General features: G+C 53.6%; 12 protein-coding genes. 4 read left to right on the top strand and 8 right to left on the bottom strand.

Going from position 1 to position 17,454, the window contains the following annotated elements; all coding sequences use genetic code 11:
* The first annotated feature begins 38 nt into the window (after positions 1-38).
* The gene (locus P2W70_RS23285; RefSeq protein WP_276483939.1) at positions 39-1,046 is read left to right on the top strand and encodes an FAD:protein FMN transferase; all 1,008 of its coding nucleotides are present in this window, start codon (positions 39-41) and stop codon (positions 1,044-1,046) included.
* On the opposite strand, the gene P2W70_RS23280 is transcribed toward P2W70_RS23285, so the two are convergent.
* From P2W70_RS23280 to P2W70_RS23260, 5 genes are all read right to left on the bottom strand, one after another.
* A complete protein-coding gene (locus P2W70_RS23280; RefSeq protein WP_276483938.1) occupies positions 1,040-3,232 on the bottom strand; it encodes a PepSY domain-containing protein in 2,193 nt (730 codons plus the stop codon). The genes P2W70_RS23285 and P2W70_RS23280 overlap by 7 nt on opposite strands.
* 14 nt (positions 3,233-3,246) lie before the next feature.
* Positions 3,247-3,726 carry a DUF2271 domain-containing protein gene (locus tag P2W70_RS23275; RefSeq protein WP_276483937.1) on the bottom strand — a complete coding sequence of 160 codons (480 nt, stop codon included), beginning with the start codon at positions 3,724-3,726 and terminating at the stop codon, positions 3,247-3,249.
* Between the two features lie 10 nt (positions 3,727-3,736).
* The gene (locus P2W70_RS23270) at positions 3,737-5,233 is read right to left on the bottom strand and encodes an ankyrin repeat domain-containing protein (RefSeq protein ID WP_276483936.1); all 1,497 of its coding nucleotides are present in this window, start codon (positions 5,231-5,233) and stop codon (positions 3,737-3,739) included.
* A gap of 261 nt (positions 5,234-5,494) precedes the next feature.
* On the bottom strand, positions 5,495-6,985 hold the full coding sequence (locus tag P2W70_RS23265; protein ID WP_276483935.1) for a phosphatase PAP2 family protein: 1,491 nt from the start codon (positions 6,983-6,985) through the stop codon (positions 5,495-5,497).
* A gap of 213 nt (positions 6,986-7,198) precedes the next feature.
* Entirely contained in the window at positions 7,199-7,381 is a 183-nt protein-coding gene (locus P2W70_RS23260) for a hypothetical protein (RefSeq protein ID WP_276483934.1), read from the bottom strand.
* Positions 7,382-7,713: 332 nt separating this feature from the next.
* Between P2W70_RS23260 and P2W70_RS23255 the strand changes: the two genes are divergently transcribed.
* Genes P2W70_RS23255 through P2W70_RS23245 form a run of 3 tightly spaced genes read left to right on the top strand, consistent with a single transcriptional unit; the run spans position 7,714 to position 13,210 of the window.
* Complete coding sequence (locus tag P2W70_RS23255) at positions 7,714-8,478, top strand: ImuA family protein (RefSeq protein ID WP_276483933.1); 765 nt, start codon at positions 7,714-7,716, stop codon at positions 8,476-8,478.
* 1 nt (position 8,479) lies between these two features.
* The gene (locus P2W70_RS23250; RefSeq protein WP_276483932.1) at positions 8,480-9,982 is read left to right on the top strand and encodes a Y-family DNA polymerase; all 1,503 of its coding nucleotides are present in this window, start codon (positions 8,480-8,482) and stop codon (positions 9,980-9,982) included.
* Positions 9,983-9,994: 12 nt separating this feature from the next.
* A complete protein-coding gene (locus P2W70_RS23245; RefSeq protein WP_276483931.1) occupies positions 9,995-13,210 on the top strand; it encodes an error-prone DNA polymerase in 3,216 nt (1,071 codons plus the stop codon).
* Between the two features lie 9 nt (positions 13,211-13,219).
* Here P2W70_RS23245 and P2W70_RS23240 read toward each other — a convergent pair whose 3' ends face one another.
* From P2W70_RS23240 to P2W70_RS23230, 3 genes are all read right to left on the bottom strand, one after another.
* Complete coding sequence (locus tag P2W70_RS23240) at positions 13,220-13,870, bottom strand: outer membrane protein (RefSeq protein ID WP_276483930.1); 651 nt, start codon at positions 13,868-13,870, stop codon at positions 13,220-13,222.
* A gap of 58 nt (positions 13,871-13,928) precedes the next feature.
* The gene (locus P2W70_RS23235) at positions 13,929-14,612 is read right to left on the bottom strand and encodes an outer membrane beta-barrel protein (protein ID WP_276483929.1); all 684 of its coding nucleotides are present in this window, start codon (positions 14,610-14,612) and stop codon (positions 13,929-13,931) included.
* 135 nt (positions 14,613-14,747) lie between these two features.
* On the bottom strand, positions 14,748-17,399 hold the full coding sequence (locus P2W70_RS23230) for a glycoside hydrolase family 3 protein (protein WP_276483928.1): 2,652 nt from the start codon (positions 17,397-17,399) through the stop codon (positions 14,748-14,750).
* Positions 17,400-17,454: the final 55 nt, after the last annotated feature.

Raw genomic sequence — 17,454 nt, 5'->3', positions numbered from 1 at the left:
GCCTTTTTCTGCCGCGTTGCCTGTAACTTTGCGGTCCTATGCAAAGGATCATCCGGCTCATCGGCACCTTCTTCTTATTGCTACTCGTTCAGGCAAGTTTAGCCCAGGTTGCCCGTCAGCGAATGGCTGTACTCATGGGCGCGCGTTTCGATATTACCATTGTCGCTAAAGACTCTCTGACGGCCGAGCGCTATATTGATTCCGTCATTGCTGAAGTTTCGAGGATCGAATACCTCATCTCCGATTGGAAACCTGCTTCACAGGTCTCTGCCGTCAATCGCAACGCAGGTATTGCCCCGGTAAAAGTAGATCGGGAAGTACTTGAACTGGCAGAACGCGCGATCCGTATTTCTGAATTGACCCATGGCGCTTTCGATATCAGCTTTGCTGCCATGGAAAGGATCTGGAAATACGATGGTTCCATGACGGCGATGCCCGATTCGGCAGTCGTACGCCAGGCTGTGGCCAAAGTAGGATACAGGAACATCGTGATCGATAAAGAACAGTCAACGATCTTTTTGAAGTTGCCCGGTATGAAGATTGGTTTTGGTGCCCTGGGGGAGGGGTATGCCACCGACCGATGTCGCGATATGATGTTGGCGCGCGGCATCCACGCAGGCATCGTCAATGGGTCCGGTGATATGAGTACCTGGGGGCGTCAGCCCAATGGCAGCCCCTGGACGATCGGCATCAGCGATCCTTTCGACAGAGGTAGCCTCTATGCAGTCGTTCCCCTGCGTACCAGTGCCGTGACCACTTCCGGCAGTTATGAAAAATATGTCGAGCTCGATGGCAAACGCTATTCACACATCATCAACCCCACTACCGGTTACCCGGTGACCGGACTGACCAGTGTAACCGTTTTTGGCCCCAGTGCCGAAATGGCCAACGCCTTCAGTACTTCCATTATGGTGATGGGTAAAGAGGCGGGCTTCCGTTTATTGAAACAGTTTCCCGCATACACCACCATCATGGTCAGCGACGAAGGCAAATTCTATACTTCTAAAAAGATAAAGCTGCGTAAATACCGGCAACGCGATCAATAGCAGTCGCTGAGGATCTGACCGCCCGATTGCCAGGCTTCCACACCTGCTCCTTTCTTCGCCACACTGATCTTTTCCAGCAAGGCCAGTACATCTCTCTGCATCGACAAGGAGCCACAGATCATGACAATGCCACCCTCCTGCAGGTGAGTGAATACATGCTCCTCATCCCGCAACAAAAGGTCGCTGACATAATGTTTGCCGGTTTCACGTGATAAGGCCAGGTGGATATCATCCAGCTTGCCGGCATCCATACATCCCTGTAAGAAGGTGCGGTAGAGGGCAAAGGCTGCCCTGGTTCTAAAACCCGCATACAGCTGTATCGGCACGCCCTTATGGTTGCTGCTGATCATACCGAGAAAAGGTGCGATGCCAGTACCATTAGCAATCATCAGCACAGCCCGTGCTTTGCGGGGGAAGTGGAAGTGCTGATTCTTGACGATCCGGGCAGATAAGGTGGCGCCCGGTTCCAGGCCGTGCAGGTACCTGGAACCCAGTCCATGTTCATGTAGCCTGATGCTGAGTTGTATTTCCTTGCCGATCTTGCCAATGGAATACAACCGCTCCCGGTGATCGTTTTTGGGATAGATGGCCAACAGGTCGCCCGATGATACTTTGGTAAGCCCTTTCAATTTCAGTCGTACCTGGAAGGAGTCATTGGCATCTACGGCTGTTTTGTGCATCACCTTCACGGAGCGCAGACCATGTTTATTCGTCGTAAGCAGCTGGCGGGGTAACGTGAGGGGGAAGCCGGTCAACTGCGACCAGGCCGTCAGCCAGTTACTGAAATCCTGCGGCGAACGGTCATCGATGGTATACAGCGGCAACGCAGCCTGTGCCCAGGATTGCTGTTGCAGCAGGTGGTCGGTATCTACGGCAAACTGACAAAAGTCCTGGTAGCTGCGCGAACCAAATCCAACCACCGAATAGTGTATCGGCTGCGCCTGTGGGTGTTTCAACAGTTGCGCGGCAAAATGTTTGCCATTGGCAGGTGGATCTCCCAATCCATACGTACTGGTCATCACGATGAGGTGCTGCGCCTGGGGGAAGGTCGTGTATTTGTCCAGCCCGGCGAGGTACACTTTTTCTCCGTGGCTGATCAGTTGTTTGTATACGGAAGCGGCAAAGTGATTGGTCGTGCCATTCTCAGTACCTACCAGGAGGATGATGCGGGCATCGGCAGCTTTGTATTTGTTGCGCACACGACCCGAGCGGCGTTTGATCGTGATCACGAGGCCCGAGTAAATGAAGAACAATAAATAGCCAGCCGTAATGGCCAGCACGATCGCCCAGATGATCCCGTTGCGGCCTGTATGCCAGCGCATGCTCCAGTTGTTGAGGAGCACCGTTTTGTCGAGCACGGCCTGTGCCAGTACATCGCCGGTAAACTGATTCACGGCTACATGACGGTCCTTCAACTTCAAGGTGTAATAATCTTCCGGAAAATCAGAGAAGGGAAATTCTACCGATTGTACCTGTGATAAGAAGGTGCGTTGAAAGAGCGGAAACTCCGCGGGCTTGCGGACAGGTTCTTCTGCTACGTGGTCGGTATCGACTGATAGGATCGTTTTTTTAGGGGCCCAGCTGTCAAATTGAGCCAGGGCGAGTAAGGTGCCGGTGATGGCTACCGCGAGTATAGGGAAGAGCGCAAAGCGCCCAAACAGCACATGGTAGTATTGGGCCCAGTTGCCTTGTTCGATCGGGTGGAAAAATCTTTTAAGACCTTTTTGCCGTTGTATCACGAGGGCAATGCCCGATAGGGTCACCAGGATGAGCAGGAAGGCCGTAATGCCCATGATGATCCGGCCTGTTTCGTGCAGGAAGAGTGAGCGGTGCAGGGTAGTGGTCCATTGAAAGAGTGCCGGCTTTTCGTGGGGCGTGCCGAGGCGGGCACCCGTAGCCGGGTGTACATAGGCTTTTTGGTTATCACCCGTCTTGTCCGACCAGGTGATGAGTACAAATTCATTGTCATCTACCTTGATCTCCTGCAGGCCGGGGTATTGCGCTTTCAATACAGGCACTACCTGCGACAGGTGCAGGTCATAGAACCCGCTTACTTTGTACGGTTGTACTTTCTCGGTCACCGGCTCAAATGCCAGGATGATACCTGTCACGGAAGCGAGGGTCAATAAAAGAAAAGAAGATACAGCCAGTGCGAAGTGGCTGTATCTCCATATAGACATCGTCATATTGTCGGGTGCAATTAATTAGCGCTGAAACGAACGTACCGGATATAATGCTGGCCATCTGTTTTAGCAGCCAGTGCTTCTGTCGTCAGAGGGATTTCCAGGTCTTTTACGTGGTACTCTTTGTCTTCAACGGCACTTTCAAAACGCAGCTTGTAGCCGGCATTGATGGTGGCGTTGTCGAGTTCGATGGTGACCACGCTGCGGTCGCCACCAGCCACAGAGGCGCCGGTGATCGCGCTGATATTGGTTGGCTTCTTTTTATACGCCTTGTGCCATTCCTTCACATCGGGATACCATTTCTTGTCGGACCCCAGTACGTACAATGTTTTATTGTAGGTGTCGTTGCTGTTGATCAGCGATACCACGATATAAGCACCCTGGCCCATATAGTTGGTCATCTGGATCATGCATTTGTACTTGGTCGTTTGCGCGCTGCCGGCCAACGTAGCGGTGAGCAGTACGAGTAATAAACTGGTGCGGATGAGTTGTTTCATGGGGAGCACACTATTTTAAGAAGTCTACGGAAATGTTTTGTTTGGTCAGGTACTCGTTTTCGGCGGCCAGTTGGAAAGCTGTTTCGTTGAAGCTGGTACCAATGTCTTTTTTAGCGCCGATGCTCAGCAGGTATTTCAGGGCAGCATCATCTTTGGCGATCATGGCTGCTTTGTGCAGGGCGGTCATGCCTTCCTTGTTTTTGGCGTTCACGTCGGCACCATAGGTCTGTACTTGCTGCAGCAGGCCCAGGTCGTTTTTCGCTACGGCGAGGTGGTACAGGGTGCTGCCATCTTGTTGGGGCGCGGCTATGTCCAGTCCTTTACTTTTCAGCAGGGCCAGCTTGGCATCAAACTCTTTGGCGTTGCGGGGGCTGTACGATTCAAACAGGTAATACACCAGGTTATTGCCTTTGGCATCGGTCGTCTTCAGCGAAGCGCCCTGGTTCAGCAGGTAGCTCACTACTTCGGGGGCATTGCTGCGTACGGCCAGCGAGAGGGCGGTAGCGCCTGCTTTGTTGGCATAGTTGATGTCTTTAACGGATGTTTTCAGTAAACCGATCAACGCCGTGTCGCGGCTGCTGGCGGCAGCGTTCAGGAAGGCGGTATTGCCATCTTCGTTGGCCTGGTTAACGTTCACGCCTTTGCCGAGGAAATACTTGATGATCTCGGTTTGGCCGGGACGGCGTACCAGCGCATGCAGTACGTTGTCGCCATTTTTCGCAGTCACCGTTGGCTTGATGCCGAGGCTTTCCAGGTACTGAAACACTTCCAGTGTATTAGCACCGCGGCGGCCACCCTGGCTGGCGAAGATCATGGCGTTGTTGGTATGCTTCACGCCTTTGCTTTGCAGCAACTGCATGTTCTTGATATTGCCGGCGCGGGCTGCGTAATCGAAAGCCGTGTTGCCCGCAGCATCTTTCGATTGCAGCGACAGCCCTTTCGATACAAAGTATTCGGTGAGTTTAAATTCAGGGTCATTGCCGATGGCCACGAGCAGCGCATTGGCGCCGTCATGATTCAGTTCTGTTTTCAGGTTGGCACCTTTGCTCAGCAACAGGTCATACACTTTGGTGTCTTGCTGTCCACCGGCCGCAAACAACAGGGGGGTAGAGCCATGGCTGTCGGGGTTGCTTACTTTGGCGCCCTTGTTGAGCAGGTATTCCATCACCACGGTGTTGCCTCTGCTGGCCGACCAGTGAATATAGTTGCGGCTATCGTGGGTGATCTTGTTGATGTCATTGCCTTTCTGCTCTAGCAGGTAAACAATGGCTTCGTTGGAGGCACCGGCATTGATGGCCATCACCACCGGGTCGAAAGCGTTGCCGTTGAATTCTGCAGGATTGGCACCTTTCTCTACCGCAGCTTTCACGGCGTCGAGACCTGGTTTCTCCTGCCAGAAGCTGGCATTGAGCAAGGGATTGTTCGTTTGGGGACCTGCTGGGCGCTGGGCCTGGGTGCTGGTGCTGAGGAGCATACCGGCAACAAGGGGCATCAGTAAATATCTCATGTTTCGAGTTTGTGAATGATGATGGTGGGGCTGGCGGACAGGAACAAGCAGAAAAGGTCCGCAGCGTCATTTTCAGGTTGCGAAATTAGCCCGTATCACAGGCTACCTGTTTACGAATGCCGGAAATAAGCTAACCGATTGAGAAATAAGAATTTGATAAATGATAATAGCCCTTTGGCCTGCCAGGCAGGCTGGCCGGTCAGGCAGGTGCCCCCGGTTGCCACCAGGGCATGCCGCATCGGGAATTCCCCCTCTGCCGGATTACCAGATAAATGCGGTGACCGCCAACCCAAAGGTCCAGTGGTTGAACCGTACCCGCTCCCGGAGAGAGCGCTCATACCGGTACGAACCATCCTGGTTGATCTCACGCAGTACATCGACATCGAAGTCATGGTCCGAGTCGAAGTAAGCCGCAAATGCTTTGAGGCCCAGGTTGCGGGCGACTCTTTTCTGAATACCGATCCCACTGCTCCAGCTAAAAGTATATTCAGGCTTATACCGGATGTAGGGCAGTTCTTTCTCGGTGATCAGCGATTGAAATTCATCCCTGACCTGTACCATGATATTGCCTTCGGCACCGGTGGAACTGCCGGCGTTCAACTTGGCCGTAATGAACCAATTGTTGCGGAGCGGCAAACTGAAGAAGGGACCGATGTGCAAGTAGCGAACACCCATGGGTTGCGTGTAATAATTATCGCCCAGGAGGGTGGCGGTAGGATCGTTGATGACGAGCTTATCGTCATTGGCAGGAAAACTGGTAAAGGCAAACTCGCCACCAATGCCAACATTCTTGTGAAAGAACCAGGCACCCTCCAGTCCAAAATTGAATCCCCGTTCGGCATGCAGGTCTTTGTTAGATTTGATGAGGTCGCCCGAGCTGGCCACCGCAAACCCCAACCGCAGTTCCAGGAAGCTAGGCTTCTTGTTGATGGGAAAAGGATCACTGCGCAAAGGCTTGTGCACACCTTTGTCCTTAAAGATCTTGTCGGCAAAGAAATAGCCCAGTTCGGTGGATAGGATACCAATGCCTGCTCCGGCCAGTACATCGGATATCCAGTGCCGGTTGTTCAACTGACGCCCGACTGCTGTGGCGGTCGACATAGTATAGGCCGCTACGCCGTATAAGGGATGACGGTACTGTCCGTATTCTTTATTGAGGAAGGTGGCGTTCATGAAAGAATTGGCGGTATGTCCGGAAGGGAAAGAATTGCGGTCATCTCCACTGGGTCTTTGCACCTTGGCGGTATACTTGATCGTGTTGACGGTAAGACCCATGATGGCTGCGGAAAAGGCATACGACACGAAAGCCCGTTTCATACTGTGTTTTCCTTTTACGCCCGCTGCATTGAGGCCGAATACCGCCAGGGCAGGTACATATTGGAGATAGTCGTCGTAATGATGCCGGAAGGTGGGAATATACCGGTTGCGAAATTTCCGGATCTCCTCGCGTTCGCCCCAGGTAAGGGCGGAAGCTGCAAAAAGACCGATCGGCACGGCCGTCATCCTTACAAAGCGGGTTTGCCAGAAACTGGCAGCATTTGCTGGGGAGTCAGCCAATGACAGTAGTGAAAGCCGTATGGGGCTGATCAGGGACGGAGCAGCAGGGACAAATGCTGGTCTGGAAGGCAGGGAATCTATCGTTGAGTAGGGCAAATCCGGGAAGCTGGATCCGAAAGGTTGCTGCGCCAGCTGTGCGATAGCTGGCTGCCATCCCAGCGCCCCGATCAGGACAAAGGCTACAAGTCGGTTCATAAACAGTGATTGGTATACAATAATGGGTAAGGACTAACAGACAAGTACCTTGAAATTAAACCAATCAGGTAATAGTTGAAGAAAAAATATACTGTGTAGAAGTTAATTACCCATTGCCCTTGAAGCCCTGGAGCGGAAAATGCCGGAGCTATGGAATTTGTGGTAGATGGTGGTGGTTTACCTCGATGCCTGGTTGCCTTTTGCCACGGCGCATTAGTTGTTAAACGTAGGGTCCAGCCGATCCGGCTGGTTTTCGATCAGTTCCAGTTTATGCATCAGCATTTTGATCCGGTCACGGGCTGCATACAGGTCAGGAAGGGCCGCACCCTTTTGCAACATGGCCGTAAAGGATTTGATTTCCGAAATGATCTGCGCTCTCAATACAATACTCTCCACTGCTATACATTTTAGTAGTTCTTATTAAAAGCTTATGCCAGCCCCCGTGTCTAATAAGCCCGGAGCGGTCAAAGTCTTTTCGAATAACGTGAATTAAATCTGCGGCTACTACATTGGGGAACATCAACCCCGGAGGTGATCTACACCCCGGTTTGTGGTAAAAATGGGACTGTTGCCGATGCAGGGGGCAGGGTACCCGATACAAGCTGCCTCCAGTTTGTTGTTAGCACGATAGTACCACATTACCCGTCGATTTGAAACAAGGTGGATAAATTATATGGGCGAAATGCTAAAAATATTAGTAGTATTGCAGTGGGGAACAATGTACTTGCATGATGCCACAACAGCCAGCCATAAAAGCAAAACTGGAGCAGGAGATACTCCTGTTGCAAGGGTTTAAACCCCTCACGGCCGATCCTGTGCGGGCCATCGATATCGGCCCCATAGCCCAGTCTTTTCCCTTTCAGCAGTTTCCTACCGGGGGCATCCACGAGTTCCTGATCAGTGATCCCTCGGATGATGCCTGTACCACCGCTTTTATTGCGGGCATACTGGCCCACCTGATGCGGGCCGGCGGCGCGGTGATCTGGATCACCGGCAGTAAAAAATTGTTTCCGCCTGCTTTCAAACAGTTTGGTATTGAACCCGATCGCCTCATTCTCATCGACCTGCGGAAAGAAAAAGAAGCCTTGTGGGTCATGGAGGAAGCCTTGCAGTACCCCGGGCTGGCAGCAGTGGTGGGCGAACTGAACAATATCGACTTCACAGCCTCCCGCCGTTTGCAGCTGGCCGTGGAGAAAAGCCGTGTCACCGGATTCATCCTGCGTACCGTACAGCGTCGCATCAATACCATTGCGGCGGTGGCACGTTGGCAGGTGACCAGCCTGCCCAGCGAAAGTGCCGATGGACTGCCCGGGGTTTCTTTCCCGCGCTGGAAGGTTGACCTGCTGCGGGTGCGCAATGGCCGTACCGGTAGCTGGACCGTTCAATGGCAGTCCGGTGGTTTCCGTTTCCCGCAGGCGCCTGCCCTCGGCCAATTGCCTGCTGTTCCGCTGCCCGCTACCAAGTTGCCTGCTTCCAATAAAAAAACAGGTTGATATGGCGCGGCGGTATGTATCCATCTGGTTCCGCTTCCTGCAGGCGGATTATTGTGCACTGCGTCAACCGGCACTGCGCTCTGGGCCCTTCGTGCTGGCATCCCCCGACCATGGCCGTATGATGGTGCGCGCCGTCAATGCCGCTGCGCTGCAGGCCGGCATCGAAGCCGGTATCACCGTGGCCGATGCCCGCACCATCTATGCCGCTGTAGAAGTTCGGGATGATGACCCTGCGCTGGTCGATAGCCTGTTGCAGCGGCTCGCTGCCTGGTGTATACGTTTTACCCCCGTGTCGGCCATCGATGGCGCGGAGGGGTTGCTGCTCGATGTCAGCGGTTGCGCACACCTGTGGGGTGGGGAAGCGGCCTACCTGCATGACCTGGTACAACGATTACAACAGCTGGGCTTTACTGTCCAGGCATCCATGGCAGATACCATCGGCGCTGCCTGGGCCATGGCACGTTTTACCCAACATCCCACCATCGTACCGGCGGGTGGTCATATTGAAGCGCTGCAGGGCTTACCGCCCGAAGCACTCCGGCTGGAACCAGCCACTACAGCCAGGTTGCGGCAACTGGGATTACGGCGTATCAAACGATTCCTGTCTATGCCACGGGCCGTATTGCAACGACGCTTTGGCACCCATTTCCTGCTCCGCCTCGATCAGGCACTGGGTACGGCTACTGAAACCCTCACACCGATACAAGCGCCGGCCCCATTCGAAGAACGGTTACCCTGCCTGGAGCCCATCGTGACGGCCACCGGTATCGAAATGGCCATCGAGCAATTGCTCACTTCCCTGTGCAAGCGATTGGAGCAGGAGGGCAAGGGGATCCGCCAGGCCGTCCTGAAAGCATTCCGGGTAGATGGAGCTATCGAACAGATCGCCATCGGTACCCACCGGGCTTCACTTCATGTGGCACATCTCTTCAAACTTTTTGCTTTGAAGATCGATCAGGTAGAGCCTGCGCTGGGCATCGAGCTGTTTCTACTCGAAGCAGTGAAAGTGGAAGCAGTAGAACCCTTGCAGGAAAAGATCTGGGAAGGTAGTGGCGGACTCGATGATACGGGTCTCTCCGAACTGATCGACCGCTTGTCGAACCGGATCGATATCAACCAGATCCACCGTTTTGCACCGGCAGAGCAATACTGGCCCGAATGGTCGTTCCGCGATGCACCGGCCTTACATGGTCGCTTACCCGATGCCTGGTCGGCCAGCCGTCGGCGTCCGCTCACCCTGTTGTACCAACCTGCTCCCATACAGGTGGCAGCACCGGTACCCGATTACCCGCCCATCCTGTTCCGTTACAAAGGGCAGGTACACAATATTAAAAAAGCCGACGGGCCCGAACGGATCGAGCAGGCCTGGTGGCTGCAAACCGGTGAACACCGCGATTATTATGTCGTAGAAGATGAAGCTGGTAAGCGCTACTGGGTATTCCGCAGCGGTCACTACGATGCCCACAACAAAACGCAATGGTACCTGCATGGGTTCTTTGCATAAGGAGGTAGCAGTATGAAGTATGCAGCATTACAGGTCACATCCAACTTCAGTTTTTTACGCGGCGCTTCGCACCCGGAAGAACTGGTGGCGCAGGCGGCCGAACTGGGGTATGCGGCAGTTGCCATCACCGACCGCAATACCCTGGCCGGTGTGGTGCGCGCCCATGTGGCGGCCAAAGAACAAGGTATACGTTTTCTACCGGGCTGCCGGCTCGATCTGCAGGATGGAGCCTCCCTGCTGGCCTATCCCCGCAACCTGACCGGCTACAAGGAGCTGTCTGCTTTGCTCACCCTGGGCAACCTCCGTGCAGAGAAAGGCGACTGCCAGCTGTTCCAAAAAGATATCCAAACCTGCTCTGCCGATTTACTGTTTATCGTGGTGCCACCCGATACCCTGAATGAAGAATATGACTTCGATAAAACATTTTATGAGCACCTGAAGGTGTACCGGGATGCTTTAAAACATCTGTACATCGCCGCTGCCACCAGTTACAACGGGGAAGACCGCAAGCGTTTCTTTCGCCTGGGCCAGATTGCGGCGCGCATGGCTATCCCGATGGTGGTCACCAACGATGTGTACTATCATATCGCTGAAAGGCGTGAGTTGCAGGATGTGATCACCTGCATCCGCGAACATTGTACCATCGAAACGGCAGGCTATCGCCTCCACGCCAATGCAGAGCGGTACCTGAAGCCGGTATCGGAAATGGAACGGCTTTTTCTGCAATACCCCGATGCCCTCTCCCGTACGATCGGGGTGATGGAGCAATGTAATTTTTCACTCGATGAACTGAAATATGAATATCCCGAAGAGATCACGACCGAAGGACGCAACACCCAGGAAGAACTGACCATGCTGGCCTGGCAGGGGGCTCATGACCGCTATGGTGATACGGTGCCCGATAAGATCGGAAATGCCATCCGGTATGAACTCACCTTCATCGAAGAAATGAACTATGCGGCCTATTTTCTAACGGTATACGACCTGGTACGATTTGCCCGCAGCAAAGGCATACTTTGCCAGGGCAGGGGATCGGCCGCCAACTCCACCATTTGTTATTGCCTCGGCATTACCTCCGTCGATCCTACACAGTTTGATCTGCTGTTTGAACGCTTTATTTCTTCCGCCCGCAATGAACCACCCGATATCGATGTCGATTTTGAGCATGAGCGAAGGGAAGAAGTGATCCAGTATATCTATGAGAAATATGGCCGCGACCGGGCGGCCATCGTGGCGACCGTCACCACCCTGCACCAGAAAGGCGCCATCAACGATGTAGGCAAAGCGATGGGATTATCCGTCGATGCCGTCAAGCGGTTATCGGGCACTATTTGGGAGTTTACCAATGAGTGGTTTGATGAAAAGCGGATCGTAGAGCAGGGGTTGAATCCCGGTGACCGGTTGCTGTTGAAAGTGCTGCAGCTAACGCAACAGTATATGGGTTTTCCCCGACAGCTGGGTCAGCATACCGGCGGTTTTGTTATTACAAGGGGTAAGTTATCCGATCTGTGTCCCATCATGAATGCCCGCATGGAAGGACGTACCTGTATCGAGTGGAACAAAGATGATATCGATGCACTGGGTTTTCTCAAGATCGATGTGCTGGCACTGGGTATGTTGACCTGCATCCGCAAAGCCTTCGATCTGGGTAAGCAGCATTATGGATTGAACCTGACCCTGGCCAATATCCCCATCAACGATCCAGCCATGTTTGAGATGATCGGCCATGCCGATACCATTGGCGTGTTCCAGATCGAGAGCCGGGCGCAGCAAGCCATGTTGCCCCGTATGAAACCTGTCAACTTCTACGACCTGGTGATCGAGGTAGCTATTGTTCGCCCCGGCCCCATCCAGGGCGATATGGTGCATCCTTACCTGCGCAGGCGCAATAAGGAAGAAGACGTCACCTATCCATCCCCTGAATTGTACGAAATATTGAAACGAACACTGGGGGTTCCGCTTTTCCAGGAGCAGGCCATGCAGATCGCCATCCGTTGTGCCGGCTTTACGCCGGCAGAAGCTGATGCCTTGCGTCGCAGCATGGCTACTTTCAAATCGCATGGCATGGTCACCAAATTTGAGGAGAAGCTGATCAAGGGTATGTTGCAGAACGGCTACGAGTTGGACTATGCGAAGCGGATCTTTAAGCAGCTGGAAGGGTTTGGCTCCTATGGTTTCCCGGAAAGCCATGCTGCGAGTTTTGCGTTGCTGGTCAACGTGTCTGCCTGGCTCAAATGCCATTATCCCGATGTGTTTGCGGGTGCGTTGCTCAACAGTATGCCGATGGGTTTTTATGCACCGGCGCAGATCGTGATCGATGCCCGTAATCATGGGGTGGTGGTCCGGCCGGTAGATGTGAACCTGAGTCAGTGGGACAATACCCTGGAAGAGCAGGCCGGCCGGTACAAAGCCCTGCGGCTAGGTTTCCGGCAGGTAAAAGGCCTGAAGCAGGAAGACGTGGAAGTATTGGTGGCGAACCGGCAACAAGCTTATACGCACCTCAACCAGTTACGCGATATGGGAATACCCGTCGCCGTGTTGGAGCGATTGGCCTATGCCGATACCTTCCGGTCGATGGGCATGGATCGACGGGAAGCCTTGTGGGAGGCTTCGCGTAAAGATGCACCGGTAGGTATCTTCCGCGGTACCCAGGAACCCGATGAAGAAGAAGATGCCGTGCAATTGCCGCTGATGGCCGACTCCGAGCAGGTCGTGCATGATTATGGTGCGGTATCCTTGTCGTTGAAATCGCACCCCGTCAGTTTTGTGCGGGAGAAATTGCAACTGCTGCACATCCTGCCAACGGGCGCATTGGCGGATACGGAAGATGGGCAGTTGATAAAAGTGGCTGGGTTGGTATTGGTACGTCAACGACCTGGTACGGCCAGTGGTATTTGTTTCATGACCATTGAGGATGAAACCGGCAATGCCAACCTCGTCATCTTCAAAAACCTCTTCGATCAGTACCGTAAAGAGATCCTGCAATCACAACTGATCATGGTTGAAGGAAAAGTACAAAAAGCGGGAGAAGTTGTACACGTCGTCGTGCACCGCTGCCATAACCTCAACAAGCTATTGCGCACGCTGACGCCTGCGGAAGAAGCCATGCCGGTGGTGCAGGTGCCCGCCCGCGGCGATGAACGCGATGGTGCCTATGTACCGGCACAGCCACCCAAAGAGCAAGAGATCCAATCTTCCTTGTTTGGGCATGCACGTAATTTCAAATGACAGGACGCGTTAAAACGACAACGCCAATCCTCCATGAAAACCAAACTGCAGTACGGTAGAGTAGGTACTCAAACCAGCTCCCACACCACCGGTTCCAAAATATAGACCACCGCCGGCACCTTGTACGGCCGACATCAATTGAGCCTGCACTTTAAAGGCCACCCGGGAAGAAAGATTGATATTGGTGCCCCCTCTGAAGTTCCAGGCAAACTTGGTCGCATTGTCGCTGTAATTGGTGTTGGGATTTTCAATATCGACGATGGCTACACCGACACCACCGCCTATATAGGGCGTAATCATCGGTGCGTCGAGCTTGAAATAACGATTCACCCCTAATAAAATCCAGCTGATGCCCAGGTCGAAGTTGGTATTCTTAATGCCATTCTGGTAATAGGTCATGGGTGCATCCGTGTCCTGGCGATAATAGGAGAGTTCAATACCATAGTAGGGATGCACGAGGTATTCGGCGCCAAGTCCCCACTGGAAGCCACCTTTGATGGTGCCATCGTAGTAATTGAAAGCGTCGTAATAAGAATCTACCCCATCATCAAATACATAACCGGCATAAGCATTGATGCGGTATTTAGCTGTTTTCGTCTGGGCTGTCAGCTGTTGGGTCAGCAGCAGCAAAAGGGCCAGGCCCATGATCAGTCTTTTCATATGGGTACGACACCGGTCAGAACACCATACCGCCATCTCCATGGATTTTCGAGCCAGGTTAAAAGGTCACCACCAGGCCACCACCCAGGCCAAACTGAAAAATAGTGGTATAGGCACTCAATCCGCCGTTGGGGGTGTCGCCAAAAAACAAGGCGCCACCAGATGCGTACACCGCCGATAACAAATGCCCCTGCAGCTTGATGGCGAATCGGTGTGCCAGTGTAATATTCGTTCCACCTCTTACGCCCCAGGCCAATTTGGATCCGCTATCCCGCCAGCCATTGGCTGGATTATCGATGCCGATAAAAGCAAAGCCAATCCCTGCTCCGCCATAGGGGACGACGGGAAAATGCCTGATAGGCCAATAACCGTTTAAGCCGACCAGTACATAGCTGATGCCCATGTCGAGGTTGACTTGCCGCTCCGTATTTTCATAGGCAATCATGTCTGCTTTGGTGTCCTGTCGGGAATAGGAAAGGCTGATACCCAAATAATCTTCCAGCAGGTATTCGCCGCTGATACCCCATTGCAATCCGCCCTGAATGGTTCCTGTATAATAACTGGTAGGATCGCCGTAATGAGAGATCTTGTCGTCGAATACGTAACCTACATAGGCGTTAATGCGATAGGGGCCAGGTTTGTCTTTCGTCGTTGGTGGGGGTGTTAGTTCCATGGGAAGCTGAGCCATCGTCTGTTGGATAGACAGCAGGAGTACGGCGAGGAAAAGAATCCCTGTTTTCATACCTGGATGACACCGGTCTTGACAAGAGTCCGCCAACTAAATGCAATTATTGGAAGCCGTCTCCCCACCTTACCTTGTTGTCCCGACATATGTCGGGATTGCCATGCTTCCTCGCTGCCTTTGTGCCTCGTTGCCTCACTTCACCGTCAACGTCTCCTTCAGATGCAGGTCGCGGGAGGAAGACCCGATCATGATGCGGAAATCACCGGGCTCAATCACGCGCTTCAGGTCTTTGTCCAGCAGTTGCAGCATCTCGGGCGTTATAGTGAACGAAATCTTTTTGGATTGACCCGGCTCCAGGTCAATCCGTTGAAAACCTTTCAGCTCCAGCACCGGCCTTGCCACAGAAGCCAACAGGTCTTTGAGGTACAGCTGCACCACTTCTTCCCCGGCCCGCTTGCCGGTGTTGGTGATCGTACAGTGCACCGTGGTCGATGCTCCCACGCCGATCTGTTTGTTATCAAGTTGCAGATCACTATAAGCAAAGCTGGTATAGCTCAGCCCATACCCAAAGGGAAAGAGGGGTTGCCCGCTCAGGTTGTGGTAGTCGTCTCCGCGACCCGTCGGTTTGTGGTTGTATACCAGGGGTAACTGTGCTTCATGTACAGGAAAGGTGATCGGTAGTCGACCTGCGGGGTTGTAATCGCCAAACAACACATCGGCTACCGCATGGCCGCCTTCCTCACCAGGGTACCAGCACGCTACGACCGACTGCACCTTGTCGACCCAGTTGCTCATGGTGATGGCACTGCCACCGACCAGCAATACCACGACCGGTTTGCCGGTCGCCGCTACGGCTTTGATGAGGTTTTCCTGTTCGCCCGGCAATGACAACAGGGCGCGATCCTGGAACTCGCCTTCGTGTATGCCTACTGCAATCACGGCTATATCTGCCTGGCGGGCCGTGGCCACCGCTGCGGCGATCTTTGCCGCCTGGTTTTTCGCGACCCCTTCATTCCACACCAGTTTAAGGATGGCATTGCCCGCCGGTTCATAAAACTCTACCCGGATGGCATACTGCTTGCCTTTTTCCAGCGACACCTTGCCGGTAATTGTTTGGTAAGATCGTTTCTGCCAGTTGTCCACCACCAGTTTGTTATCGATGTACAACCGGTAACCATCATTGCCTTCGAGGCCGATGTTGATGATGCCGGTACGGGGTGCCATCAACTGTCCGCTCCAGCGTACCGCATAGTTGTCCACTGCCAGGGAAGAAGCCGGAGCATACAATGTCCATTTGAAGTCGATTGTCGCATCTGTACGTGTCAGCACGGGTGTTCCCGTTAGTTGCAGGTTGTTGTAATAGTCGCCTTGCAACCCCGGCTTGCCGTTGTGTTGCAGGTATTGGGCAGGGATGACGGTCAATCGCTCGTCTTTGATGCCAGCACCAGGAGCGTACAGTACCTGGACGGACTTACCGGCACGTCGGCGGAGGCCATCCAGTATGGATACCTTGTTGATGCCCGGACCACTATAGCCACCCAGCCGGGCTGCCTGTGCTTCTTCGCCGATCACAGCAATGGTTTTGATGCCAGCGGCAAATGGCAACACCCGCCGATCATTCTTCAGCAATACCATCGACTTACGGGCTGCAGTAGCTACCAGGGTTTTGTGTGCCTGGGCATAGCGCGTACTGCCAGCTGCTGCTTCATCGACATACGGCTGTTCAAAAAGACCGAGTTCGAATTTGGCGCGCAATACCCGGGCTACCGCTTCATTGATCCGGTTCGTATCTGTCTGCCCGTTGAGAAACGGCGGGATGAATAATTTGTAGTGATCATAGCTGGTCTGGAAGATGACGTCCAGCCCGTTGTTGATGGATTGCTTGCCGGCATCGGCATAATCTACCGCGGTGTTGTGCAGCACCACTGCACCTCCTACGGCATTGGCATCGGAGATCACGAATCCTTTGAAACCCCATTGTTCTTTCAGCTTGTGCTGCAGCAGCCAGCTATTGGCCGAGCAGGCAATGCCATCGAGGGTATTGTAGGCCGTCATGATCGACCGCGCTCCGCCCCTTTCGATGCAGGCCTTGAACGGCGGCAGGTAGATCTCTTCCAGCAGGCGTTCATTGAAGTGAATGGGATAGCTGTCGCGACCGCCGTCTCCTACATTGGCAATAAAATGTTTGGGCGTAGCAACGATGCCCATTTGTTCGAAAGAACGTACAAAGGCAACGCCCATCTCGCTGCTGAGCAAGGGATCTTCGCCATAGGTTTCTTCGGTGCGGCCCCACCGTACATCACTGGCAATATTCACAACCGGCGTCAATATCTGGCGGATACCGCGCGCTTTTGTTTCGGTGGCGATCGCCGTCGATACCTGGCGCATCAAAGCGGTATCGAAGGTGGCAGCCAGGCCGATCGCCTGCGGAAAGGCGGTGGCGCCATCGCGTACCAGTCCATGCAGGGCTTCGTCGAAGGCGATCATCGGAATACCGAGCCGCGTACTGTCTATAAAATAACGTTGTATACGGTTGATCTTTTTGGCCAGCGTACCCGCATTCTCCCGGGTACCATAGCTCAACAGCTGGCCGCCTGCATCGCCCTGGGCGGCGGCGCTCACCTGGAAGCCAAACAAGCCATGGCGATACTGGCCGGGCGCCGCCTGGTCGAGATCACCGGGGATCATGAACAGCTGCCAGAATTTTTCTTCCGGCGTCATACGGGCCAGCAGGTCTTTCACCCGGGTGTCGATCGGCAGGCGGGCATCTTTGTAGGGAGGCAATACCTGCGCAGTGGTTTGCAGGTGTAGCAACAGCAGGGGGAGTAATATCCGTTTCAGCATAGCGCCGTAAATATATCACAGTTGCTGCAACGAGACGCCAGGTAAAGCGGCAAAA

Source organism: Paraflavitalea pollutisoli (assembly GCF_029360705.1).
Taxonomy (GTDB): Bacteria; Bacteroidota; Bacteroidia; order Chitinophagales; family Chitinophagaceae; genus Paraflavitalea; species Paraflavitalea pollutisoli.
Note: the sequence above shows the minus strand (reverse complement) of the source record. Positions and strands in the feature narration are given on the sequence as shown.